This window comes from Kribbella sandramycini, assembly GCF_013131805.1.
Classification (GTDB): Bacteria; Actinomycetota; Actinomycetes; order Propionibacteriales; family Kribbellaceae; genus Kribbella; species Kribbella sandramycini.
Map to the genome: position 1 here is coordinate 632,394 of NZ_JABJRC010000001.1, position 21,925 is coordinate 654,318.

The window sequence follows — 21,925 nt, forward strand, 5'->3', positions numbered from 1 at the left end:
GTCATTCCAGCCGAAGCCGAGCCGTCAGCGCATGGCCGTACATCAGCTCGGCATCGGCGATGGCGGCAGTCGACGGCGCGACTACGCGTGCGCCTCCTGGGGTTAGCCGCTGGTAGGTGACGGTCTTGAGGAACTTCCCGACCCACAGGCCGCCCGTGTAGCGAGCGGCGCGGCCGGTGGGCAGGACGTGGTTGGTGCCGATCGACTTGTCGGAGAAGGCGACCGTCGACTCCGGGCCGATGAACAGCGAGCCGTAGTTGCGCAGGTTCGCGGCGTACCAGTCGTCGTCCGCGGTCTGCACCTCGAGGTGCTCGGGCGCGTAGGCGTCCGAGACCGCGACGGCCTCCTCGCGGGAGGCGCAGACGACGACCGTGCCGTGCTCCTTCCAGGCGGCGCCTGCGACCTCGACCGTCGGCCAGTCGCCCTCCAGCCAGCGCTCGACCTCGGCGATCACCGCCGTCCCGAAGTCATGGGACGTCGTGACGAGGAGGGCCGGGCTGTTGAAGCCGTGCTCGGCTTGGCCGAGCAGGTCGGCCGCGACCAGGCGCGGGTCGGCGGTCTCGTCGGCGATCACGGCGACCTCGGTCGGACCGGCGAGCAGGTCGATCCCGACCGTCCCGAACAGCTGCCGTTTCGCCTCGGCGACGTACGCGTTGCCGGCGCCCACGACCAGGTCGACGGGCGGCACGTCCTCGACGCCGAAGGCCAGGGCGGCGAACGCCTGGACGCCACCGAGACAGACGATCGCGTCGGCGCCGGCCAGGTCCATCGTGTAGAGCTGCGGGCCGTAGATACCACCGCTGTCCCGCGGCGGCGCGACCGCGACGACCGTGTCGACGCCCGCGACCTTCGGAACGGTCACCGTCATGATCGACGACGCGATCAGCGGGTAGCGGCCGCCAGGTGAGTACGAGCCGACCCGGCTGATCGGCAGATGCTTGTGCCCGAGCACGACGCCGGGCAGCGTCTCCACCTCAAGATCGGACAGCGTCGCCCGCTGCGCCCGCGCGAACCGCTCCACCTGCGCCCGCGCGAACTCCAGCTGCGCGGCCAGTTCGTCGTCCACGGTCCCCGCGGCAGCCTTGATCCGCTCGGCCGGGAGCACGAACGTGTCGGGATCCCAGCCGTCGAGCCGGGACGACCAGCGCCGGATCGCAGCCTCACCCTCGTGCTCGACCTCGGACAGGATCCGGCTGACGGTGTCGATCACGTCCTGCTGACGCGCGACCCGCTGCGGCCAGCCGGTTTTCAGGTGTTCGGCCATCGTCGCTCTCCTCGTCTCGGCGCAGTTGCCCGCAACGACGGTACGAGGCGGGTGGCCGGCCGGGAACAGCCGGCCACCCGTTGGTCTAGACCACTATCGGGTCCGGAGCACGAACCCGGTCTCGCCGGTCCACTGGTCCAGCGGCGCGTACCAGCCGTAGCTGGCACACGAGCGGTTCTGCTCGCCGACGCAGTACGTCGGGAAACCGCCCTTGTCACTCCCCGAGATGATGCCGCCGGCCCGGACGTCGCTGCCGATCGGAATCGAGATCGGGCCGCCGCTGTCACCGGGACCCCAGACCGGGCCGCCGTTGTCGGTACGGACGTCGACCATGCCGGTCGGGCAGAAGTCGGGGTAGCAGTGCGTCGTCCCGTTGGAGACGATCCGCAGCCCGCAGATCGAGCCGGAGTAGGCGCCCGAACTGCAGGTCACCATGCCCGGGTGGTTGCCGGTCAGGCCGCGGACCGGCCAGAGCTCCTGGCCGCCGGTGTTACCCCACCACATCGACGCCTGGAAGAAGCCCTTGTCGTTGGCGTTCAGCGGCCGGATGGCCTCGATGTCGCGGTTCGTGTACCGGTTGCTGATCCAGCCGTACTGGGAGCCGTTCTCCGGGTTGCGAGCCCCGCCGCCGAGCCCGGAGCAGTGCGCGGCGGTGGCCATCGCCGAGTCACCCTCCCAGCCGAGCGAGAAGCCCTCGGAACAACCGCCGCCGCCGTCGTTGCGCCAGCGCGCGCCGCCGAAGGCCTGCTGGTTCCAGCGGCTCTGCGTCCCGAAGCCGGACGCCGCGGGCGTGGCGACCGAGGTCTGCGGGTCCTCGCCGACGACGGTGACGGCGATTCCGCCGGCCGCGGCCGCGATCGCGGCCTTGGCGGCGGCCTTGGCCTGCCCACCGCGGACGCCGATCCGCAGGCCGGAGCCGTCGTTCAGCGGACCGGACGAGACGACCTCGGCGCCGTCGATCGACTTGCGTTGGGCAATCACCCGATCGGTGGCCTTCAGCAACTGCTGGAAGGAGTACCGGGCAGTCGGATCGGCGGTGATCTTGACGCCGGTGCTGTTCAGGCCGGCCTTGGTGACGGCGGCCGGGACCGGGCCCTGCCAATACAGCTTGATACTGCTGGTGGCCGCGTCGACGACCAGACCGGCGTACCCGGAATCACCCGGGAGGGCGCGATGGGCGGCGGTGATCGCGTCGGCGACGTCGACCACCTTGGCCTGCTGCTCCCAGAACTCCGGCCCGGGATTGTCGCGGCCGGAGACCGACGGCGGCGGGGAGGATGGGGTGGATTGGGCGACGGCCGGCGCTGTGAAACCGGCTCCGACGGTGGCGGCAGCCGTTGCGGCGGCTGCGAGTACCAGGAATTTGCGCATGACGAAACAGACCTTCCGTGGGGGGCGGACTACAAAAGGCGGTCGTCACGCTAATCCGGCGCACGACGGCAATACAACGATGAACGGGGTCCGGATACCGGTCTGCTGCGGTTTTGCCTCGATCCGGACAGGCCCGGATCAGGCGATGGTGCCGAGCCGCTCCGAGATCGTGGCGGCCAGCTGGACCAGCGCCTCCTGGGCCTGTTTGCGCTTGTCGCGGTTCAGATCCCGGGAGAACGACGTCACGCCGACGGCGCCCGCGACCTGCTCGCCCGCGGCGAAGAAAGGCGCGGCGACACAGGCAATATCGGCCTGCTCCTCCTGGTCCTCGACGGCGTAGCCCTGTTTGTGGACCTTCGCCAGCTCGGCCCGGAAACTCGCCTCGTCGACCGGCTTGGCCTTCGGCCCGTAGCCCTGTTCGAGGTGCCCGAGCAGCGGCACCAGCTCCTCCTCGGGGAGGAACGCGGCGATCGCCTTGCCCAACGCGGTCAGGTTGAAATGCGAGACCTTGCCCGGGTAGGTGTCGAACTGGACGAACCCGGGCATCGCGGCCTTCGCGACGTACACGATGCTCGTGCCGGTCAGCACGCCGAGATGGACCGGCATCCCCAGCCGGTCGGCGACCTGCCGCATCTCGCGGTTCGCGACCGAGGACAGGTCGACCTTGCGGATCAGCTGCGTGGCCAGCCCGTACAGCCGCAGGGTCGGCCGCCAGAAGTGACTGCGCCCGACCACCCGGCGGCTCGCGTAGTCGCGCTGCTCGAGGGTGTAGACGATCGACGCGCAGGTGGCGAGCGGGATCTTCGCCTTCTTCGCCAGCGCGGTCAGCGTCAGCTCCTCGTCGGACTCGACCAGGGTCTCCAGGACCGTCAGCGCCCGCGCGACCGCTGGTGACGGCGACCGCTCGCCGGCCGGTTCACTGCTGACCATCTCGACTCCCGACTCCGGCAGAAACTTGCTGGAGTCTATCCCGAATCGCAGAGATCAACCTCGCATGACGAACCCTTCGGCGGTTCAGAAGCCCTGCTCCGCGTAGACCCGAAAGTCGGTCGGCGGCGCCACGTCCACATCCCGGCAGCGCTTCTGCCGGGTCCACGGCCATTGGGTCAGGTAGAACACCGTACGTCCGGTTTCGGCCATCGCGCGACGGATGTTCGCGGCCGCGGCGGCGTCCGCGTAGTGCGCCTCTCCGATGATCCACCCTTGGTGGTAGCCACGCTCGGCCATCGCCCGGTGCGCCGCGACGAACTGCTCGTACTCGTCGCCGTTGCCCTCGTCGTCGCCGTACAGATGGACGTCGAACACGTTCGGCAGGTTGCCGCCGTACACCTCGGCCATCGTCTCCACCCGGTTGGCGATCCAGACCGTCATCGAGAAGCCGACCGTGTCGTTCTTGCCGAAGCGCGCGGTGTAGTCGGCCCACAGCCGAGTCGAGTAGTCCTGCAGGACGGGCTGCGTCGTCATCGGCAGCCCCTCGTTGAGCAGGTCGATCGTGTACGGGAGCCCGGCCGCCGCGATCAGCGGGCGCAGGTTGGCGATCAGGTCGCGGTTCTCGGCGTAGTGGCTCGCGCTGAAACTGCTCCAGGTGTGCGGGTCGTTCTCGCCGATCGGGTGGAAGGCAACGGCGACCTCGGCGAAGCCGGCTTGTTCGACCGCGGCCAGATAGCTGGTCAGGTTGGCGCGGTTGCGGGGTGAGAGGTCGCCGCCGGTCGAGTCCATCGTGGTGCCGCCGGGAGCGTTTCCGCGGCGATGGAAGATGCCGATCCGGAGCCGGCGCTGGCCGCCGTCGTACAGGGTCTTCAGCGCGGCGCGGATCTCGGGGGCCGAGCGGTCGAAGGCCTCGATGGTCGAGTACGGCTCGCGATCGCAGCCGTCGAGGCGGAACCAGGTGAAGTTGGAGCCGCCGCGCTGGGTGGCGGTTGTGACTTCGGTCGCGCCGGCGGTCAGCGTGCTGACGGTCAGGAGGAGGGCAGTGACGAGGGTGAGCAGGCGGCGGCATGTGAGCATCGGCGGGCACCTCGGTTGGCGTGGCGGTCGGGGGACGGGTTACGGTCGATGCGTTTCTCAACCAGTTGAGCAGGGAGTAGTGGACCGTGTCGGGATTGCAGTCGGCCGAAAGCGCGGAGAAGACGTTCTTCGGACATCCGCGTGGGTTGATGACGCTGTTCACCACCGAGTTGTGGGAGCGCTTCAGCTACTACGGCATGCGGGCGATCCTGCTGCTGTACCTGACCGACCAGGCGCACGGGCTCGGCCTGGGCGAGTCGCTCGGGCAGGCGGTGGTGTCGATCTACGGCGCTTCGGTCTACCTGCTCTCGGTGCTCGGCGGCTGGTTCGCCGACCGGGTCTTCGGCGCCCGGCGGACGGTGCTGTACGGCGGCGTCGTGATCGTCGCGGGGCATCTGTGCCTCGCGTTGCCGGCCACCGGACCGGCGTACTTCGGGATCGCCTTGGTTGCCCTGGGCACCGGACTGCTCAAACCGAACGTCTCCACGATGGTCGGGACGCTCTACGAACAAGGTGACAAGCGCCGGGACTCGGCGTTCTCGATCTTCTACATGGGGATCAACATCGGCTCGTTCTCGGCGCCGTTCGTGGTCGGGTTCCTGCGCCGCGAGTTCGGCTTCCACGTCGCGTTCGCGGCCGCCGCGGTCGGGATGTCGCTGGCGCTGGTCGCCTACCTGCTCGGCCGCCGCACCCTGCACGGCCGCGGCGACACCCCGCCGAACCCGCTGACCGCCGCGGACCGGCCGGGGATGATCAAGGTGACCGTCGCCGTCCTGGCCCTGCTCGGCGTGGTCTTCGGCCTCTCGGCCTGGCTGTCCGGCGGCGTCGGGCCGAAGCCGGTCGTCGACGCGATCTCCTACCTGTGCTTCCTGGCGCCGATCGCGTACTTCACGATGCTGCTCCGCAGCCCGCTGGTGACCCCGGTCGAGCGGCAGCGCGTCCGCGCGTACATTCCGCTGTTCATCGCGGCGATGCTGTTCTTCATGGTCTTCGAGCAGGCCGCCACCACGCTGACCTCGTTCGCCGCCGACCGGACCGACCTCACTCTCTTCGGGACCACGATCTCGCCGGAGTTCTTCCAGTCGGTGAACCCGTTCTCGATCATCGTCCTGGCCCCGGTCTTCGCGGTGATCTGGATCAAACTTGGCGACCGCGGCCCCGGTATCGGCCAGAAGTTCGCGACCGGCCTGCTGCTCGCCGGTATCTCCTTCGCCGTGATGGCGCTGGCCTCCGAGGTCGTCGGCGACAACCTCGCCTCCCCGCTCTGGCTGGTCCTGGTCTACGTCATCCAGACCCTCGGCGAGCTGTTCCTCTCCCCCGTCGGCCTCGCCGCCACCACCGTCCTCGCGCCGCGCGCCTTCCTCAGCCAGATGATGGCGCTCTGGTTCCTCGCCCCCGCCGCGGGCCAGGCGATCACGGCCCAACTCGTCCAAGCCACCGAAGGCGCCTCCGACACCGCCTACTTCGGCGGCCTGGCGATCGTCACGATCGTCTTCGCCCTCGTCCTCTACACCCTCTCCCCCTGGATCCGCCGCCACACCGCTACCGGCAATCCCACCGAACCGGCATAAGCCGCCGATCCCCGTCCAACCAGTCGTACCCGTAGACCAGGTCGGTGTCGGTGATCCCGGTCGGATAGGAGCCGCCGTCCATCGGGTCGGCGCCGTCGATCTCCGGCAGTTTCCGCGGCGTACCTCCCGGGGTGCGCACGTCGCTGTCGGTGAGAATCGCGCCGGTCGAGTTGATGCCGAGCAGTGTGGGGTACAGCTCACCGACGCGGGTCAGCGTGCCGTTGCGCTCCACCCAACTGAAGGTGTCGTCGCCCGATGTCACGCCAAGGACGGCTCCGTCCCGGATCACTCTCGCGTAGCTGTGCGCCCGGTCGGAGCTACCGCGCGGCAGGAGGCGCCAACTACCGTCGGGCGCCCATGCGATCGCACGGCGGGCCCGCCAGCCGGCACCCTCCCGGTCCCAGTCCCAAACCTCGCCGACGACCGTGCCATCACCATCGATGTCGTAGGCATGTGCCCGCGTGAACCCAGCAGGCGTCGCCAGCACCCGAAGCGTCTTGTCCGCCGACCACGCCACCGCGACCGGGTCCTCCCCCGCCCAGGCTGCCCCGGCCATCTCACCGCGGCCGTTGATGGCCATCACAGCGCCGTCCGTGGTGTTCGCGGGCAAAGGGAGCGGCTCGAGCCCGCCGGTCTGGCTCCACCGCCAGAGCTTGTCCACGCCGCCCACGCGACCATTGCCTGCGACCTGACCGCGGGCATTCACATCGAGCCACCCGGCGTCGAGCCCACCCACCGGCCCTTGGTCGAGCGGCGTTCCGTCCCGCCACAACACCAGCCGGGACTCACCCCGCGCGGTCGCCTTCGCGTAGCCCACCTGAAAGCGCCCGGTCGGATCCGTCTGCTGGATCGCCACCGCGTACATCCCGGGGATGCCCGCCACCGTCTCGCGTCGGCACGGTCCTTCGCCCGACCGCGCCGCGGACGCCGTCACCGGCATCGCCCCCAGCACCAGCGCGACCCCGCTCACCAGAAGTCTTCTCATATCCCGGAGCGTCGCCGCCTCCAGCCGCCCGCTACCACCCTTTCGACAGCCGCGAAACAACTCTTCGACCAGCACCGAAACCGTTGCCCTGGTCAGTACCTCATGGCCGCTTCACGTGGGCCTGTCACCGCCGCCGTGCGGGTGGAGTTGGTTGAGCTCGCGGAGGCGGCGGTTGTAGTGGTCGAGGACTGCTTGGACGCCGTGCGGGTCGTCGACCTGGAGGAACCGTCGAGCCTCGGCAGCCAGTCGGCTCTCTTCTCGCCAGTGCGCGATCAGCTGCGGGTCAGGCGAGGCCTTCGCCTCCTCAGCCCCCAGCCGCCCGCTGCACTCGCCGACGAAGAAGTTGATCGCTTCCCTCGCCAGCGAAAGGTTCCGCGCCTCCTCGTCGGACATTCCGTGCGGCCGGATCTGCCCCAGCACCGACTCGCCCTCGGCCTTCGGATCATTCATCAGGCGAGTCAGCGGGTGCGGGGGCGGGGTTTGAGGGTGGTGGCGGGGAGGGGTGGGGCGGGGAGGGGGGCGCCTTCGTAGCCGGGGACGGTGGGGAAGCGGGGGTGGCCGGTGGTGAGGGCGGTGGTCCAGTCGGTGCGGGCCTGGAGGATTTCCTCGTGGGTGCGGCCGATGAAGTTCCACCACATGACGAGTTCTTCGGTGAAGGGTTCGCCGCCGAGCAGCAGGCAGCGGACTCCGTTGTCAGAGGCAACCAAATGGATCGACTCGCGGCCGGCGCCGAGGTAGGCGAGTTGGCCGAAGGTGGGGGTGAGGTCGCCGACGGTCAGGGCGCCGTCGACGACGAGGACGGCGTACTCGTTGGCGGGGGTGAGCGGGAGCTCGATGGTGCGGCCCGGGTCGATGGTGAGGTCGGCGCCGACGAGCGGGGTGTACGCCGGGGCCGGTGAGGTGACGCCGGCGACGGTGCCGATCATGACCGTGAGCTTGCCGCCGTTGAGGTCGGCGCGCGGGAGGTCGGCGTACGCGTTGAAGGCAGGCGCGACGGTGCTGCGGACGGCGTCGGGGAGGGCGACCCAGAGCTGGGCGCCGTGCAGGGTCGGGGGCGCGTCGGGGGTGGAGACCTCGGAGTGGGCGATGCCGTTGCCGGCGGTCATGATGTTCAGCTCGCCGGGGCGGACCAGCGCATGCGAGCCGACGCTGTCGCGATGCTCGATCTCGCCCTCGAAGAGCCAGCTGACCGTCTGCAGGCTGGTGTGCGGATGCGGCGGCACGAGCATGCCGCGCTCCCCCGGTACGTCGTACGGATCGACCCGGCCGCTCAGGTCATCGGGCCCGTAGTGGTCGACGAAGCACCAGGCGCCGACCATCCGGCGGTTCTTGTTCGGCAGCAGCCGGCGCACCTTCGTCGACCGCCCGAGCACCACCTCGCGCGGCTCCAGCAACTCGAACACCGGCCCCTGCGCACCGCCGCTGCAGACAACCTCGGCCGGATCCTTCTCCAGGTCGCTCATGTCATGCAATGTACGCCGCCCGCCCGACAGCCTTCGAGTGGTGCCGTGACCTGTCGTCATCGGACAATTACGTATGGTCCAACGGCGTCACCTGGCGGCTCTCTCCTTCACCGCTCTCATCGTGGCCGTAGCCGTGCTCCTGATGACCCAGACCGACAGCCAACTGGTCGACGTACTCTCCTTCAGCGGTACGGCGATCGCCATCGTCGTCTCCTTCTGGGCCGCCGGACGGCAGGCCCCGCCCGCCCCGGAGGTCCCGGCACTGTCGGCCCAGCTCGCGATCCGGTCCGAACGGCAGCGACTGCGCGACGCCAACGCGAACCAGCTGAACGAAGGCCCGCTGACCGTCTCCTGGGTCGCCGGGCCGAGCGAGCTGATGGACCGCGATGCCCGCGCCGTCCCCCGCCGCCGCTTGACCGGCGATTCGGAGGGCATCATCGAGCAGCTTCTCCGGGTGCCGAACCGGCGCTGGGTCGTTCTCGGCGACGGTGGCGCCGGCAAGAGCGCGCTGCTGCTCCTGCTGACCAAGCGGCTGCTGGCCGACCCGGCGGCGGTCCGCGGCCGGGTGCCGGTGATCGTCCCGCTGGCCGCGTGGGAGGCCGAAAGCACCGTCGAGGACTTCCTGACGACCTACGTCACCGAACAGTTCGCCGGGCTCGCGTTCGCGCCGAAGGCGAACCGCGCGGAAGAGCTGCGGGACTTCGTCCGCAACCACATGCTGCCGCTGTTCGACGGGCTGGACGAGCTGTCCGTCGAGCGGCACGCCTCCGTGCTCAAAGAGCTCTCGGAGGAGGACGCCGACTTCCCGTTCGTCCTGACCAGCCGAACGCAGGCGTACGCCGATGCGGTCGCCGCACGGCGTCCACTGGCCGGTGCGGCGGTCGTTCAGCTCAAACCGCTGAGCAGCGGGCAGATCCTCAAGTACCTGCAGGAAGCGCCGAAGTGCGCGGTCGATGACTGGCGGCAGCTCCTGCAGCGCGACAAGCCCGTGGCCAGGGCGCTCGACACGCCGCTGATGGTCTGGCTCGCCGCAGTCGCGTACGCCGAAACGCCCCGCGCCCTCGTCGGCCCCGACAGGCACGGCGACGCCCTCGACCGGAGCGGGCCCGACGACGCCGTCGCCGAGCGGATCCGCGACCGGTTGCTCGACGGGCTGATCAGGGCCCGGTTCGACGGCCACAAACGCTGGGGTATGCAGCGGTGGACGGCAGCGCAGGCCGAGAAATGGCTGACCAACCTGGCGATCGAGGTCGAGCGGCGCCGGGCAGCGCCGGATCCGGAGAACCAGGCCCAGGACATCGAGGGCCGGATTGCTTGGTGGCGGTTGGCGGACTCGGCGGAGCCGGTGGTTGGGCAGTTGACGGCGCTGGCGGCGTTGCTGACGACGGGGTTCGGGGTGGGGATCGGGGTCGGCTACCTGTTCGGGCCGGTGTGGGGCGCCTGGTGCGGGCTGGTGCTCGGCGTCCTGATCGGCGTTCGCGCCGCGCGGTCCCGGCTGAAGCCGACGACGGTCGAGTTCCGGCTCAGCCTCGATCTGTTCCCGATCGGGCTGGCCGGCGGGTTGTTCGTCGGGCTGATCGGCGGCGCCGCCGTGTTCGTGCTCGACCACGATCTGTCGGCGGTCTGGGCGTTCGTCGGTTTCGGCCTGCCGCTCGGCGCGGTCTACGGGCTGACGAGTCCGGTGAACGTCGAGAAGGCGGTCAGCCCGGCCATCGTGCTCGAACGCGAGCGCATCTTCGTGCTGGCGTTCGTCCTGGCCTACGGCCTCGCCTGCGGAACGGCCGGATGGATCATTTCCGGGCCGCTCTTCGCGCTGGCGATCGGCGTCACCGCGGGTCTGTCGGGCGGCCTGTTCAACGGCCTGCCGTGGGCCGTCATCCACTGGGTGCTGCGGACGAAGGGCGTCGACCCGGACGCCGGCGCGGTCGCCTGGTTCCGCTTTCTGCTCGCCAAGCTCACCTGGCTCCGCGGCTCGCGGCTGCCCTGGCGGCTACTGACCTTCCTGGAGGACGCGCGGCGCCGCGGCATCCTGCAGCAGGTCGGCGCGACCTACCGTTTCCGTCACGCCGGTTTGTCCCGCCGCTTGGTCGTCCAGGCGAGCAAGTCGTCGACGTCCCAGGTGTTGACGACGCGCTCGGGCGAGATGTCGCAGGCTTCGGCGCGCTCGCAGCCGTAGACCTGCCAGTCGAGCTGACCCGGCGCGTGCGCGTCGGTGTCGATCGCGAAGACGCAGTCCATCTCGGCGGCCAGCGCGAGCAGCCGTCGCGGCGGGTCGAGCCGCTCGGGGCGCGAGTTGATCTCGACCGCGGTGCCGAACTGGCGGCAGGCCTCGAAGACCACCTCGGCGTCGAAGTCGGACTCCGGGCGGGTGCCGCGGTCGCCGGTGATCAGCCGGCCGGTGCAGTGCCCGAGGATGTCGACGTGCGGGTTGGCGATCGCGCGAACCATCCGCTCGGTCATCGGCTCGGCGGCCATCCGGAGTTTCGAGTGCACGCTGGCGACCACGACGTCGAGCCGGGCCAGGATCTCGGTGTCGCAGTCCAGCGAGCCGTCGTCCAGGATGTCGACCTCGATCCCGTTCAGGATCCGGAAGCCGTCGAGCTCGGCGGACAGTTTCTTGTTCAGCTCGGCGACGACGTCGAGCTGCTGCAGCCGGCGTTCGCGGGAGAGGCCGTTGGCGACGGTGAGCCGCGGCGAGTGGTCGGTGAGCGCGAGGTACTTGTGCCCGAGCCGGTGCGCCGTCCGGGCCATCTCCTCGATCGGGCTGCCGCCGTCGGACCACTCGGAGTGCAGATGCAGATCGGCCTGCAGGGCCGCGCGCATCGTCGTCCCCTCCGTGGTCAGGTCGCTCGCGGAGCCCTCCAGCTTGGCCAGGTACGACGGCGTCGCGCCGTCCATTGCCTCGAGGATGACGGCCTCGGTCTTCGGCCCGATCCCCGGCAACTCGGTCAACGTCCCGGCCCGGCGCCGCGCTCGCACCTCGGCGGCCGGCAGCGCCGCGATCGTGTCCGCCGCGCGCCGATAGGCCTTCACCCGATGGGTGGGCTGCCGATCGCGCTCCAGGTAGTACCCGATCGCCCGCAGCGCCTCGACAGCGGCATCCACGCCGGCCTTGTCCGTCATGTGCCCATCATTGCGCAGCCGGACCGTATTGTCGGGGTGTGGCGAAGGAGGCGGAGCGGGAGCACCTGGCGCGGGCCGAGCGGCTGCAAGCGCAGACCGGCGCGCTAGCGACCGCGGCTACCGCCGCCATGGACGAGAAGCTGCCGTGGTTCCGGGGCTTGTCGGCGCAGGACCGGTCCTGGATCGGTCTGGTGGCGCAGTCCGGGATCACCGCGTTCGTTGACTGGTTCCGCGACCCGGAGGAGAACTCGTCGATGCCGACCCGGATCTTCGGGTCCGCGCCGCGCGAGTTCACCCGGGTGATCTCGCTGCACCAAACCGTCGATCTGGTCCGGACGACGATCGACGTGATGGAGACGGCGTTCGCCGACCTGCTGCCGCCGGACGACGTACCGGCCGTGCACGGGGCGATGCAGCGCTACGCGCGCGAGGTGGCGTTCGCGGCCGCGACCGTCTACGCCCAGGCGGCCGAGATGCGCGGCGCCTGGGACGCCCGGCTGGAGGCACTCGTCGTCGACTCGGTCATCCGCGGCGAGGCCGACGACGCGGTCCGCTCCCGCGCCTCGGCCCTCGGCTGGTCCGGCGCCGCCGGGACGACGGGATCGGCCGACGTCGCCGTGGTCGTCGGGCGCGCCCCGGCGGCCGAGCAGAACGCGCAGGTCGCGGACGCCGTCCGGCACGCGGCCCGCGAGGCCGGCGCTGACGCTCTGTGCGCGATTCAGGGCGACCGGCTGGTCCTGGTACTCGGCGGTACGGGCAAACCTGTCGAGATCGCACAAAGGCTCGCCCACTGGTTCGGCCCCGGCCCGATCGTGGTCGGGCCGGTGGTGAAAGACCTGATGGCGGCCGTGACGTCGGCCCGGGCGGCGGTCGCCGGGATGCGCGCGGTGGCCGCCTGGCCGGCCGCGCCGCGCCCGGTCCAGGCCGACGAGCTGCTCCCGGAGCGGTCACTCTCCGGAGACGGCCACGCCCGCCGGCAGCTCGCCACCGACGTCTACGCACCGCTCACCGCAGGCGACGGCGTGCTCCTCGACACCGTTTCGGCGTACCTGGACTCGGGTGGCTCGATCGAGGCGACGGCCCGGGCGATGTTCATCCACGCCAATACCGTCCGGTACCGGCTGAAGCGTGTGGCCGAACTCACGGGCTACCAGCCGCTGAATCCCCGCGACGCTTTCACCTTACGTGTCGCACTCACCCTCGGCCGCCTGCTCAATCCCGAGCCCGGAAGTACCGTTTTGTAGGATCTCTACAAAGAGCGCCGGGCAGAATTCGTGCTGCATAGCTGCCCGCGCGGGCAGCTGTTCAGGGAGAGTGGTCACGTGCTCGTCATCGTCGCGCCCGGTCAGGGTGCTCAGACCCCAGGTTTCCTCGAGCCGTGGCTGGCCGATCCCGCCTTCGAGAGCCGGCTGAACTGGCTCTCCGCGGTCGCCGGTCTCGACCTCGCCCACTACGGCACCCAGGCCGACGCGGACGCCATCCGCGACACCGCGATCGCGCAGCCGCTGCTCGTGGCCGCGGCGCTGGCCACCGCGCCCGCGCTGTTCGACGACCCGGCCGACGCGGTCGCCAAGACCGGTGCGCTCGCGGGCCACAGCGTCGGTGAGCTCGCCGCCGCTGCCCTGTCCGGCGCGCTGACCGTCGAGCAGGCGATGGTCCTCGTCCGCGAGCGCGGGAAGGGGATGGCCGCCGCGGCCGCGCTGACCGCGACCTCGATGACGGCCGTCCTCGGCGGCGACCGGGACGAGGTGCTCGCGAAGCTCGCGGAGTACGGCCTGACCCCGGCCAACGACAACGGCCCCGGCCAGATCGTTGCCGCGGGCACCGTCGAGGAGCTGGCCGCGTTCGCGGCCGACGCGCCGGCCAAGACCCGGCTGATCCAGCTCTCGGTGGCGGGCGCCTTCCACACCAAGCACATGGAGCCGGCCGTCCAGACGCTGGCGAGGTACGCGACCGCGATCAGCACCGGCGAGCCGGTGGTCAAGCTGCTCTCCAACCGCGACGGCCAGGTCGTCACCGGCGGTCAGGACGCCCTCGACCGGATCGTCGCCCAGGTGAACTCGCCGGTCCGGTGGGACCTGTGCATGCAGACCTTCACCGAGCTCGGCGTCACCGGAATCCTCGAGCTGCCCCCGGCGGGCACGCTGGCCGGGATCGCCAAGCGCAACCTGAAGGGCGTCGAGACCTTCGCCCTGAAGACCCCCGACCAGCTCGACGACGCCCGCGCGTTCGTCGGGAAGCACGCATGACCGCGATCGCGGCCCAGACCGGCACACCGTACGCCGGGGTGCTCGGCCTCGGGTCGTACCGGCCGCGCCGCGTGGTGCCGAACGCGGAGATCCTGGAGCACATCGACTCCAGCGACGAGTGGATCCAGACCCGCTCCGGGATCAAGGAGCGCCGCTGGGCCTCCGACGACGAGACGATCCTGATGATGTCGGTGCAGGCGGCCAAGGAGGCCCTGCAGGACTCCGGGATCGACCCGGCGCAGATCGGCTGCGTCGTCGTCTCGACCGTCACGCACCTGTACCAGACGCCCGCGATCGCGACCCAGATCGCGGTCGAGGTGGGCGCCCCGACGGCGGCCGCGTTCGACGTGTCGGCCGCCTGCGCCGGGTTCTGCTACGGGCTCGCACTGGCCAACGACATGGTCCGCGGCGGCAGCGCGAAGTACGTGCTCGCGATCGGCGTCGAGCGGCTCAGCGACATCACCGACCGGACCGACCGCAGCACGGCGTTCATCTTCGCCGACGGCGCCGGCGCGGCCGTGGTCGGCCCGAGTGACGAGCCGGGGATCGGTCCGGTCGTCTGGGGCTCCGACGGTACGCAGCACGCCGTGATCAGCCAGAAGGAGTCCTGGCAGGAGGCAGCCGGCAGCCAGAACTGGCCGAACCTGACCATGGACGGCAACCCGGTCTTCCGCTGGGCGTCGTTCGAGATGGCCAAGGTCGCGCAGCAGGCGCTCGACGTGGCCGGCGTCCCGGCCGAGGAGCTCGACCTGTTCGTGCCGCACCAGGCGAACATGCGGATCACCGACGCGATGCGCCGGGCGCTGAAGCTGCCCGAGCACGTGATCGTTGCCCGCGACATCGAGCGCCAGGGCAACACCTCGGCCGCCTCGATCCCGCTCGCGATCAGCGCGCTGCGCGAGTCCGGCCAGGCCAAGAGCGGCGATCTCGCGCTCGTCATCGGCTTCGGCGCCGGGCTCACCTACGCCGCCCAGGTCATCCGGCTGCCGTAAGGCATCCGCCATAGTTGTCCGGGGCGGCTCAGGTGGCCGCACCGGCTGAACCACACCATTCGAAGGGAACCACTGCAATGGCCAGCACCGAAGAGATCCGTTCCGACCTCGCCGAGATCGTGAACGAGATCGCCGGCATCCCGGTCGAGGACGTCCAGCTGGACAAGTCCTTCACCGACGACCTCGACGTCGACTCGCTCTCCATGGTCGAGGTCGTGGTGGCCGCCGAGGAGAAGTTCGACGTGAAGATCCCCGACGACGAGGTCAAGAACCTGAAGACCGTCGGCGACGCGGTCGCGTTCATCGAGCGCGCCCAGAACGGCTGATCCAACTCGATCAGCCGTACCCGTGCTGGCCGGTGCTCATCGGGCTCAGAACCGATGAGCACCACCGGCCCTCCCACTCCCCCAGATCTCGTGAAGGATGAGGTACAGATGTCGAAGACCCGAGTCGTGATCACCGGGCTCGGAGCCACCACCCCGCTCGGCGGCGATGTGGCCAGCTCCTGGGAAGGCCTGCTGGCCGGTCGGTCCGGCGCGCGCCGGCTGACCGACGACTGGGTGCAGAACCTGGCCGTCCAGATCGCCGCGCCGGTGGTGGTCGAGCCGACCGAGGTGATCGAGCGCGTGAAGGCCCGCCGGCTGGACCGCAACGCCCAGCTCGCGGTCGTCGCGGCGCGCGAGGCCTGGGCCGACTCCGGTCTCGAGGGCTCCGGTCTCGACAAGGAGCGCCTCGGCGTGGCCGTTGCCTCCGGCATCGGTGGCCTGCACACCACCCTGGCGAACTACGACGCCCTGCAGAACAACCCGCGCCGGGTCTCGCCGCTGGCGATCCCGATGCTGATGCCGAACTCCTCGGCCGCGTACGTGAGCCTCGAGTTCGGCGCCAAGGCCGGTGTGCACACCCCGGTCTCGGCCTGCGCCTCCGGTAACGAGGCGATCGCCCTGGGGCTGGACCAGATCCGCCTCGGCCGCGCGGACGTCGTCCTGGCCGGTGGCACCGAGGGCGCGATCATGGCGCTGCCGCTGGCCGCCTTCAGCCAGATGATGGCGCTCAGCAAGCGCAACGACGAGCCCGAGCGCGCCTCCCGGCCGTGGGACGCCGACCGCGACGGCTTCCTGCTCGGTGAAGGCGCGGGCATCCTGGTGCTCGAGTCCTACGAGCACGCCAAGGCCCGCGGCGCGAAGATCTACGCCGAGATCGCCGGCGCCGGGATCTCCGCCGACGGTCACGACATCGCCCAGCCCGACCCGACCGGTTCCGGCGCGCGCCGCGCGATGGAGCGGGCGCTGTCCGAGGGCGACCTGACCCCGGCCGACATCAAGCACATCAACGCGCACGCGACGTCCACCCCGCAGGGTGATATCGCCGAGTCGCTGGCGATCCGCCTCGCCCTCGGCAAGGCCGCGGACGACGCCGTCGCCACCGCGCCGAAGTCGATGATCGGCCACCTGCTCGGCGCCGCCGGCGCGGTCGAGTCGATCGCCACCGTGCTCGCCCTGCACCAACGCGTCGTCCCGCCGACGATCAACGTCGACAAACTCGACGACCAGATCGAGCTGGATGTCGCCACCGAGCAGCGCAAACTCGCCGACGGCGACCTCGCCGCCCTGAACAACTCGTTCGGTTTCGGCGGCCACAACGCCGCGATCGCGTTCAAGACGGTCTGATCAACGTCGGGAAGGACATGAGGTAGGGGCGCGGCGCGCCGGCTCCGGCCAGTCGGGGGCGCCCAGATCGCGGCCCTCCTCATGTCCTTACCGACAGACCCGCGACACGGCCGTGAGGTGGTTGACACGGCGAAGTTACTGGTGTTGCGGGGGTCTGTGGTGCAGTATGTACGCAGTGCTCCGCCGGGGCCGAAGAGTTGTTCGAGAACGCTGGGGAAGGCGCACCTCGAGCACAGGAGGTCCTGGTGGCGACGACTCGTGGCGTTCTGTACGTCCACACGGTGCCGTCAGCGTTGTGTCCACATGTCGAGTGGGCCGCGGGCGGCGTACTCGGCGTGCCCGTGAAACTCGACTGGACGCCGCAGCCGGCAGCCCAGGGCACCTACCGGGCCGAGCTGTCCTGGCAGGCCGAGGCGGGGACGGCGGCGAAGCTGGCGTCGGCTCTGCGCGGCTGGCAGAAGCTGCGGTTCGAGGTGACCGAGGAGCCGAGTAACGGCGTCGAGGGTGAGCGGTACTCGTTCACGCCGACGCTCGGGATCTTCCACGCGACGACCGGCGTCCACGGCGACATCATGGTGCCCGAGGAGCGGCTGAAGGCGGCCATGCTGAAGGCGGCCAGTGGCGAAGCGGACCTGACCGAAGAGGTCGAGCGGTTGCTCGGCCGGCCCTGGGACGACGAGCTCGAACCCTTCCGGTACGCCGGAGACGGCGCTCCGGTTCGCTGGCTGCACCAGGTTGTCTGAACACACCCTGAGAACTTGAGAAGAAAGCCGTGAAGAGCACAGACAACGCCCGAACTTTTCGGGCAGAGTGAGCATCAGACATTCCACAAGGGTGGAGGGGCCGTGGCCGCTGGGTCACCGGGTGTCGGGACACCCCCGGTCATCGAAAACAGCGGCCGCACCACTTGAAGGGCGCGAACCTCAGGGTTCGCGCCCTTCGTGCGTGTTCAGCTGGATGCGCGCTGGACCAGGCGGGTCGGCAGGATCAGCGGGGTGGGCGACTCCCCCGCGATCAGCGCGAGCAGCATCCGGGCCATTTCGCGACCGAGGGACTGGATCGGCTGCGCGACGGTCGTCAGCGGCGGCTCGGTGTGCCGGGCCAGGGCGACGTCGTTGAAGCCGACGACCGCGACGTCCCCCGGGATCGTCTTGCCGGCGAGCTTCAGCACACGCATCGCGCCGATCGCCATCTGGTCCGAGGCGACGAAGACGGCGTCCAGATCCGGGTGTTCGGCGAGCAACTGCTCCATTGCCTGCCCGCCGCCCTCCTCACTGAAGTCGCCGTACACGACGCGGCCCGCGTCGAGACCGGCCACGGCGAGGGCTTCTTGGTAGCCCTTGTACCGGGCCGTGCCGGCGCTTTCGTCCATCCGGCCGGTGATGGTCGCGATCCGGCGCCGGCCGGTCGCGACGAGGTGCTCGGTGGCCAGCCGGGCGCCGCCGCGGTTGTCGGCGTCCACGTAGTACTGCGGCTCGAAGTTCGTCGGGGTGCCACCGAAGACGACCGGTACGTCGGACTTCTCGGCGAGCTGGGCGAGCGGATCGTCGCCGTGCATCGACATCAGCATGACGCCGTCGGCCTGCCGCGTCCGCAGCAGCTGCTCGAGGCGGGTCTGGCCGCGGCTCGAGGTAGCCAGCTGCAGGATCAGCTCCAGCTCGGTCTCCTCGAGGACCGAGTTCACGCCGACGGCGACCTCGGCGAAGAACGGGTCGGCGAACACCTGCGGGTTGTCGCTGGAGATCGCCAGGACGACGGCGCCCACCTGCTGGGTGGCCAGCGCCCGGGCCGTCGCGTTCGGCACGTAGCCGAGATCGGTGACCGCCCGCTGCACAGCCTCCCGCTTCGCCTTGCTGACATGCGGCGCGTTGTTGATCACCCGCGACGCGGCGGAACGGGACACCCCGGCACGCTCGGCGACTTCGTCGAGTGTGACTTGGCGTCGGGAGTGGTCGGTCACCAGCAGTCCTTAGAGGTCGGAGTGGATAGAGGGTAAGTCATCAGGACCGGACTGCGCCGTCCATGATCCCGCTGATGAGTTGCCGGCCGAACAGGATGAAGACCAGCAGCAGCGGCACGGTCGCGATCAGCGTCCCGGTGAACATCAGCGTGTAGTCGGTGTAGTACTGCGTGGCGAGCTGGCTGAGCGAGAACTGGACGGTCGGGTTGTCCGCCTCCATCACGGCCAACGGCCAGAGGAACTCGTTCCACGTACCCATGAACGTGAACAGGCCGAGAACGGCGGCGCCCGGGCGGAGCGCCGGTGACACCACCCGGACGAACAGCCCGAACGTCGAGCAGCCGTCCAGCCGGGCCGCTTCGATCAACTCGTCCGGGACGGCGCGTTCGGCGTACTGGCGCATCAGGAAGACGCCGAACGCCGAGACCAGGAACGGCACGATGATCGCCTGCAGGTGGTTCTGCCAGCCGAGTTTCACCATCACCATGTAGAGCGGCACGATGCCCATCTGCACCGGCACCATCATCGTCGCCAGCACCGAGATCAGCAGCGCGTTGCGGCCGCGGAAGCGCAGTTTCGCGAACGCGAACCCGGCCAGGGACGAGAAGAAGACCACCGAGACGGTCACGCAGATCGAGGCGATCGCCGAGTTGAGCAGACCGCGGGCGAAATGCGCCTCCTCGGCCTCGGGGCCGAACAGCCGCTGGATGTTGTCGCCCAGGTTGCCGCCCGGGGCCAGCGGCGGCGGGAACTGGCCGATCACGTCGTTCGACCGGGTGGCCACGACGAACAGCCAGTACAGCGGGAAGATCGACAGCACCAGACTGACCAGCAAGGTCAGGTAGACGAGCGTGTTGCGCTGTTTCATTGGGCGCCTCCCCGCAGGCGACGGCTGATCAGCAGGTTGACGACGCCGACCACAACGGTGAGCAGGAAGATCATCCAGGCGACCGCCGAGCCGTACCCGTAGTCGAAGTTCTGGAAGCTCTGCTCGAACATGTACATCGCGATCGTCTGGAACTGCCGCAGGCTGCCACCCGAGACATCGCCCTGACCGAACAGCAGCGGCTCGGTGAACAGCTGCATGCCGCCGATCACCGACATCACCACGGTGAAGATCAGCGCCGGCCGGATCAGCGGCACGGTGATGTTGCGGAACTGCCGGATCGGGCCGGCGCCGTCGATCTGCGCGGCCTCGTACAGATCCCGCGAGATGGCCTGCATCGCGGCCAGGTAGATCAGCGCGTTGTACCCCGTCCAGCGCCAGTTGACCATGCTGGAGACCGCGACCCAGGACGACAGCTTGCCCGCCTGCCAGTCGATCGGGCTGATCCCGATCAGGCCGAGTGCGCCGTTCACCAGACCGGTGTCGCGGCCGTAGAGCTGGCCGAAGACGATCGCGACCGCGGCGACCGAGGTGACGATCGGCGCCAGGACGCCGAGACGGAACACCAGCAGCGCGCGCAGCGGCCGGTTCAGCAGCGCGGCCACGATCAGCGCCAGCAGCAACTGCGGGACGGTCGCGAGCACGAGCAGCCCGAGGGTGTTCACGACGGCGTTCCAGAAATCCGGATCGCCGAAGAGCCGGCTGTAGTTGGCGAACCCGACGAAACCGGCGTCCCCGGTCAGGTCCCAGGAGCGCAGCGAGACCCAAGCGGTGTAGCCGAGCGGGAACAGGCCGAAGGCGGCGAAGAGCACGAAGAACGGCGCGATGAACAGGTACGGCGATCCGTGCAGGTCGAAGCGGTTCCACCACCCCGGCCGGGTGCGGGCGCCGCCCGGCGTGGGGGCGGTCCGCGCCGGGCGGGCAGGAGCGTCGGTGGTCACTTGCCGGCAGCCCGCTGGGCGTCGGCGACGGCCTTGGACCAGGCCTCGTCCGGTTTCAGCTTGCCCTGCTCGACCGCGGTCAGCGCGTCACCCACCGCCTCGCCGACCTGCTGGTTCTCCGGGCCGAGGTAGACCGGCTTCAGCTCCTTCGCGGACTTGGCGAAGATCTTGCCGACCGGCGCGTTGTTGAAGTACTCGTTCACCGCGCCCGCGACAGCCGGGTCGTCGAGCGCCTGCGGCGCGGACGGGAAGTTGTTCTTCGCCTTGAACGCCGCCGTCTGCCCCTCCGGGCTGGTCAGGAACTTCACCAGCTCGGCGGCCTCCTTCTGGTGCTTGCTCTGCGTCGGCACGGCCAGGAACGACCCGCCGCGGACGGCTCCCTCCCCCGGCACCCGGGCGACGTCCCACTTCCCCGCGTTCTCCGGACCGGCCTGGTCCTTGATGATGCCGAGCATCCACGCCGGGCACGGGATGGTCGCGAAGGTGCCCTGTTTGAAACCCGCGTTCCAGGCCGGGCTCCACATCTGCAGCTTGCCGGACAGCCCCGCGTCGACCATCGAGACGGTCTGGTCCCAGGCCTTCCGGACGCCGGGGTTGCTGTCCACGATCAGGTTGTTCGAGCGATCGAAGTACGTGGTGTCGCCCTGCTGCATCAGGATGTTCTGGTAGATCGAGCCGGAGGTGTCGAAGAAGCTCGCACCGGTGTTGGCGCCGGCGAACTTCTTGCCGGTGGCAAGGTACTGGTCCCAGGTCGGCCAGAGCGCGCCGACCTGCTCCCGGTCGGTCGGCAGCCCGGCCTTGGCGAACAGGTCGGTGCGATAACACATCCCCTGAGCGCCGATATCGGTGCCGAGACCGACCAGCTTCTTCCCGTCGGTGGTCAGCGCCTGGTTCCACTTCCACTCCAGGAAGTTGCCCTTCAGGCTGCCCGCGCCCTGGTCCAGCAGGTTGGCGAACTGGTCGGGCTTGGCCATCAGTTTGACCAGGATGCCCTCCTCCAGCGCGACGACGTCACCCGCGCCGCTGCCCGCCGTCAGCCACTGCTGCAGCTTCGGCGTGTAGTCGACCAGTTTGGCGATGTTGTCTTCCTTGATCTTGATCCCCGGGTGCGTGCTCTCGTACTGCTTGTAGAGCTCGTCGTACCCGAACTGGCTGAACGTCTTCACGGTCAGCGTGATCGTGCCGTCGGCCGCCGCGTCGTCTCCCGAGCCCCCGCACCCGGCTACTGCCACCAGACCCACCGCCGCCACTGCTGCCCACCACTTTGCCGACATCCGAACTCCTAAAACTGGAAGAAACTGGGAGCGCTTCCAGCAGACGGTAAGCGATTGCCCGAGTTTTGTGAAGCCTAGATTTCTCCCTCATTTCAGTCTTGACACAGCACTTCGATCCGGCGACGCTCAGGTTTCTGCAAGCGCTCCCAGCTTCTCCCGGAGGCATACC

The 21,925-nt window shown here is 69.7% G+C and carries 20 protein-coding genes; 8 read left to right on the plus strand and 12 right to left on the minus strand.

The annotated features are described in order from the left end of the window. Position 1: 1 nt before the first annotated feature. The 4 genes from hisD to HPO96_RS02740 all read right to left on the minus strand — a co-directional run bounded on the left by hisD (position 2) and on the right by HPO96_RS02740 (position 4,642). The gene (gene hisD / locus HPO96_RS02725) at positions 2-1,264 is read right to left on the minus strand and encodes a histidinol dehydrogenase (RefSeq protein ID WP_171670693.1); all 1,263 of its coding nucleotides are present in this window, start codon (positions 1,262-1,264) and stop codon (positions 2-4) included. Positions 1,265-1,357: 93 nt separating this feature from the next. Next, positions 1,358-2,635, minus strand: coding sequence for a chymotrypsin family serine protease (locus HPO96_RS02730; RefSeq protein WP_171670694.1), 1,278 nt, complete (start codon positions 2,633-2,635; stop codon positions 1,358-1,360). A gap of 138 nt (positions 2,636-2,773) precedes the next feature. Further along, positions 2,774-3,565: an IclR family transcriptional regulator gene (locus tag HPO96_RS02735; RefSeq protein WP_171670696.1), complete on the minus strand. Its 792-nt coding sequence runs from the start codon at positions 3,563-3,565 to the stop codon at positions 2,774-2,776. A gap of 84 nt (positions 3,566-3,649) precedes the next feature. Next, positions 3,650-4,642, minus strand: a complete 993-nt coding sequence (locus HPO96_RS02740; protein WP_171670697.1) for a hypothetical protein — start codon at positions 4,640-4,642, stop codon at positions 3,650-3,652. Between the two features lie 86 nt (positions 4,643-4,728). On the opposite strand from HPO96_RS02740, the gene HPO96_RS02745 reads away from it, so the two are divergent. Then, a complete protein-coding gene (locus HPO96_RS02745; RefSeq protein WP_337796488.1) occupies positions 4,729-6,213 on the plus strand; it encodes a peptide MFS transporter in 1,485 nt (494 codons plus the stop codon). On the opposite strand, the gene HPO96_RS02750 is transcribed toward HPO96_RS02745, so the two are convergent. The 3 genes from HPO96_RS02750 to HPO96_RS02760 all read right to left on the minus strand — a co-directional run bounded on the left by HPO96_RS02750 (position 6,185) and on the right by HPO96_RS02760 (position 8,661). Beyond that, positions 6,185-7,198, minus strand: a complete 1,014-nt coding sequence (locus HPO96_RS02750; protein WP_171670699.1) for a hypothetical protein — start codon at positions 7,196-7,198, stop codon at positions 6,185-6,187. The genes HPO96_RS02745 and HPO96_RS02750 overlap by 29 nt on opposite strands. A gap of 111 nt (positions 7,199-7,309) precedes the next feature. Further along, positions 7,310-7,648, minus strand: a complete 339-nt coding sequence (locus tag HPO96_RS02755; protein ID WP_171670701.1) for a hypothetical protein — start codon at positions 7,646-7,648, stop codon at positions 7,310-7,312. Positions 7,649-7,656: 8 nt separating this feature from the next. Next, positions 7,657-8,661 carry a pirin family protein gene (locus HPO96_RS02760; protein WP_171670702.1) on the minus strand — a complete coding sequence of 335 codons (1,005 nt, stop codon included), beginning with the start codon at positions 8,659-8,661 and terminating at the stop codon, positions 7,657-7,659. Positions 8,662-8,803: 142 nt separating this feature from the next. Between HPO96_RS02760 and HPO96_RS02765 the strand changes: the two genes are divergently transcribed. After that, on the plus strand, positions 8,804-10,837 hold the full coding sequence (locus tag HPO96_RS02765) for an NACHT domain-containing protein (RefSeq protein ID WP_171670704.1): 2,034 nt from the start codon (positions 8,804-8,806) through the stop codon (positions 10,835-10,837). On the opposite strand, the gene HPO96_RS02770 is transcribed toward HPO96_RS02765, so the two are convergent. Further along, positions 10,723-11,784, minus strand: coding sequence for a PHP domain-containing protein (locus HPO96_RS02770; RefSeq protein WP_171670705.1), 1,062 nt, complete (start codon positions 11,782-11,784; stop codon positions 10,723-10,725). The genes HPO96_RS02765 and HPO96_RS02770 overlap by 115 nt on opposite strands. Positions 11,785-11,822: 38 nt before the next feature. Here HPO96_RS02770 and HPO96_RS02775 point away from each other — a divergent pair, with 38 nt between their 5' ends. From HPO96_RS02775 to HPO96_RS02800, 6 genes are all read left to right on the plus strand, one after another. Beyond that, positions 11,823-13,028 (plus strand): helix-turn-helix domain-containing protein, encoded by a 1,206-nt coding sequence (locus HPO96_RS02775; protein WP_171670707.1) that lies wholly within the window; start codon positions 11,823-11,825, stop codon positions 13,026-13,028. 78 nt (positions 13,029-13,106) lie between these two features. Next, positions 13,107-14,033 (plus strand): acyltransferase domain-containing protein, encoded by a 927-nt coding sequence (locus tag HPO96_RS02780; protein WP_171670709.1) that lies wholly within the window; start codon positions 13,107-13,109, stop codon positions 14,031-14,033. After that, positions 14,030-15,025, plus strand: coding sequence for a beta-ketoacyl-ACP synthase III (locus tag HPO96_RS02785; protein WP_171670710.1), 996 nt, complete (start codon positions 14,030-14,032; stop codon positions 15,023-15,025). Before HPO96_RS02780 ends, HPO96_RS02785 begins: the two co-directional genes overlap by 4 nt. Positions 15,026-15,102: 77 nt before the next feature. Continuing rightward, a complete protein-coding gene (locus HPO96_RS02790) occupies positions 15,103-15,351 on the plus strand; it encodes an acyl carrier protein (protein ID WP_171670712.1) in 249 nt (82 codons plus the stop codon). Positions 15,352-15,459: 108 nt separating this feature from the next. Continuing rightward, positions 15,460-16,695 carry a beta-ketoacyl-ACP synthase II gene (gene fabF / locus HPO96_RS02795; RefSeq protein ID WP_171670714.1) on the plus strand — a complete coding sequence of 412 codons (1,236 nt, stop codon included), beginning with the start codon at positions 15,460-15,462 and terminating at the stop codon, positions 16,693-16,695. 245 nt (positions 16,696-16,940) lie between these two features. Then, complete coding sequence (locus HPO96_RS02800) at positions 16,941-17,438, plus strand: DUF3145 family protein (protein ID WP_171670715.1); 498 nt, start codon at positions 16,941-16,943, stop codon at positions 17,436-17,438. Between the two features lie 206 nt (positions 17,439-17,644). Here the strand turns inward: HPO96_RS02800 and HPO96_RS02805 are convergent, their stop codons facing one another. Genes HPO96_RS02805 through HPO96_RS02820 form a run of 4 tightly spaced genes read right to left on the minus strand, consistent with a single transcriptional unit; the run spans position 17,645 to position 21,756 of the window. Next, a complete protein-coding gene (locus tag HPO96_RS02805; RefSeq protein ID WP_337796489.1) occupies positions 17,645-18,655 on the minus strand; it encodes a LacI family DNA-binding transcriptional regulator in 1,011 nt (336 codons plus the stop codon). A gap of 40 nt (positions 18,656-18,695) precedes the next feature. Further along, positions 18,696-19,523, minus strand: coding sequence for a carbohydrate ABC transporter permease (locus HPO96_RS02810; protein ID WP_171670717.1), 828 nt, complete (start codon positions 19,521-19,523; stop codon positions 18,696-18,698). Beyond that, complete coding sequence (locus HPO96_RS02815) at positions 19,520-20,482, minus strand: ABC transporter permease subunit (protein WP_171670719.1); 963 nt, start codon at positions 20,480-20,482, stop codon at positions 19,520-19,522. The genes HPO96_RS02810 and HPO96_RS02815 overlap by 4 nt, the downstream gene beginning before the upstream one ends. Then, positions 20,479-21,756 carry an ABC transporter substrate-binding protein gene (locus HPO96_RS02820; RefSeq protein WP_171670721.1) on the minus strand — a complete coding sequence of 426 codons (1,278 nt, stop codon included), beginning with the start codon at positions 21,754-21,756 and terminating at the stop codon, positions 20,479-20,481. Before HPO96_RS02820 ends, HPO96_RS02815 begins: the two co-directional genes overlap by 4 nt. Positions 21,757-21,925: the final 169 nt, after the last annotated feature.